At 36.7% G+C, this 2,462-nt stretch carries 3 protein-coding genes and 1 pseudogene; all 4 read left to right on the top strand.

The annotated features are described in order from the left end of the window. Window positions 1–431 (top strand): RpnC/YadD family protein (locus ES017_RS15020; RefSeq protein ID WP_483296349.1); only part of this gene is annotated, 431 nt, incomplete at its 5' end. Between the two features lie 68 nt (window positions 432–499). Beyond that, window positions 500–721, top strand: a complete 222-nt coding sequence (locus ES017_RS15015; protein ID WP_021096131.1) for an RpnC/YadD family protein — start codon at window positions 500–502, stop codon at window positions 719–721. Window positions 722–943: 222 nt separating this feature from the next. After that, complete coding sequence (locus ES017_RS15010) at window positions 944–1,459, top strand: hypothetical protein (protein ID WP_019418711.1); 516 nt, start codon at window positions 944–946, stop codon at window positions 1,457–1,459. A 63-nt stretch (window positions 1,460–1,522) separates the two neighbouring features. After that, window positions 1,523–2,462: pseudogene (locus ES017_RS15005) on the top strand (Piwi domain-containing protein); the annotation flags it as partial.

The following is a 2,462-nucleotide window of genomic DNA, read 5'->3' as shown; positions in this document are numbered from 1 at the left end:
ACGACAACCCAATCGCCGCTGCGTTGTTAAGCAAAATGGGGTATACTGAAAGTGAACGAATAGAGTTAAAGAAGCAGTTTTTACGAATGATTGTGCGCATGGAATTAGACGAAGCAAAGCAACGATTGTTAATCGGCTTTTTTGAAACATATGTGAACCTGTCGGATGAGGAAGAACAACAATTGCGAAACGAGGTGAATGAAATGGAAACGAAAGAAAAGGAGAAAGTGCTGGAATTGTTAATCTCGTATGAACAAAAGGGAATACAAAAAGGAATACAAAAGGGAAAAAAGGAAGGATTGGAAGAAGGATTTAAGCAAGGAATGAAACATCTTGTTTACAATATGTCGAAAAAAGGGATGACACCAAAAGAAATTGCAACCCTTGTGGATCTTACGGAAGAAGAAGTAAATCATTTGCTTGAAAGTTGAGAAAAATTTGATGTGGTGCCACACCTCGAAGCATGTGGAAACAACAATTGCGAAACGAGGTGAATGAAATGGAAACGAAAGAAAAAGAACAAGTGTTAGAGTTAATTATTTCATATGAGAAAAAAGCGTTAGAAAAAGGCTTGAAAGAAGGGGTGGAACGAGGTCTACAGCAAGGTCTGCAACAAGAAAAACGCCAGATTGCAAAAAAGATGCTAGCAAAAGGCTACGACGTACAGACGATTCACGAACTGACGGAGTTGTCTTTGGAGGAAATTGAGATGTTGAAATGAGATGGTGTTCTTCCTCTTTCTTAAACATGATCTTATATTAACAAAGGGGGTCACTCGGCTCCCTTTTGTTGTGTATGTGTATGCCAGAAAGAAGGAAAAATTCCCCTTACGTAGCAATACATACTCAAAATTTATCCATCAGTTTCTACAATATTCGACAATATTTTCTGCTTTCTTTCCGTATAATGGGATTGGGATATTTGATTTTATGGGGGGATCGGAGTGACAGCAATTTGCAAAGCGGATTATTATGATGGTGCGCTTCTTTCTGCATTAGTGAATGGAGGATTGGCACCAGCATTGTTTGAAAAAGAAAATGAAAGTAGACAAATTTACACGGTTACAACAAATAAAGACAATTACATCATTTATGCAAAATATCATACTACCCCATCTGGCTCCGAAGATTTTACATGGTCTTTCACATTTAGTGACAACGAAATACAGGAAATTATCAATGTCCATGAAAATCATTCAGATAAAACGCTAATTTTTGCTTTTATTTGTGGTCAGAAGCAAGTAAGTGACAATAGCCAAATTATCGCCATTGTTCGTTGGGACGAATTCGTTGCATGTGTGGATGTAAATAAACAGCAATCTCGTGGAACACCTCGGTTATCAGTGAAGGTCGTAAAAGGATCCCCGCGTTTTCGCATTTACGGAAGTAAGCGTGCTGATCTACTTGATGGTAAAGACAATACGATTAAAATTGAACGAAACCGATTAAGAGAGTTATAAGCACGATGATTGTCAACGAATCAACGCACGGATGACTATTCATCATAAGGGGTGATTGGTTAGATGAATCAATACTATATAACCGAGTGTATCGCAAACGAAAATGCAAGCAACATTCCACTTCATATTTATACTGTATCTTTATTAAACCCGAACCAAAAATACTCGTTTGTCCATCACATTGTTTATGAGTTAAGAAAGAGGAATGCTAATGTGACCATTGCTGCTCACGGCCAATATATTGCATCGTTTCAAGAGATCGTTCATTGGGGTGATCATAAATATATTAAACATGAGTACCGAGCAATCGAATGTTCCAATGCCGCAGAAAGAACGGTATTGGAAAGGTTATTGAAACAAGAGTTAATAGAACGATGCAAAAATGAATATAAAATTTACAAGGATTTGTTTTGTTTGAAAACCGAACAATCGATTGAAATGAACGAAATTATTGTTCACCCGGCTATTTACTTATCTTTTACAGTTGAAGAGAACGGAAATATATTGATCGGCTTTGAATATCAACATCGTTTTGAATATAAAAAAACATTAGAAGACTTACTTCGCGATCGATCTCCACTGATCAAAGAAGGGGTGGAAGTCGTTGATTCGTATAATAAAAAATCGTACTACTATACTTTTGTTGAGGTGGCCCCGTATACTGCTGGAGAAAAGAGCCCATATTTACAACAAAGTGTGATAGATTATTACATAACAAAAAATGAAACATGGAAATTAAAAGGTGTTCATAATAAGACACCTATTGTGCATGTTAGATCACAAAACGGTGATATTTTTCCATACTTACCTCATTTATTACGTCTTACTTGTTCGTATGAACAATTGATGCCATCAACCGCGCAGCAAGTAAATCGCATCATTAAGTTGCCACCGAATGAGAAAATGCCGAAACTTTATCAAGAGATATTTCGTTTGTTGCAATATCAGAACATGTTGACTTTCAGAAAAGAAAACGTTCGGGCGGCAAATCTTAATTACGATA

It is taken from the genome of Anoxybacillus sp. EFIL, from assembly GCF_013096955.1.
Taxonomy (GTDB): domain Bacteria; phylum Bacillota; class Bacilli; order Bacillales; family Anoxybacillaceae; genus Anoxybacillus; species Anoxybacillus ayderensis.
The sequence above is the reverse complement of the archived record's forward strand: the minus strand, read 5'-3'. Positions and strand labels throughout refer to the sequence as shown.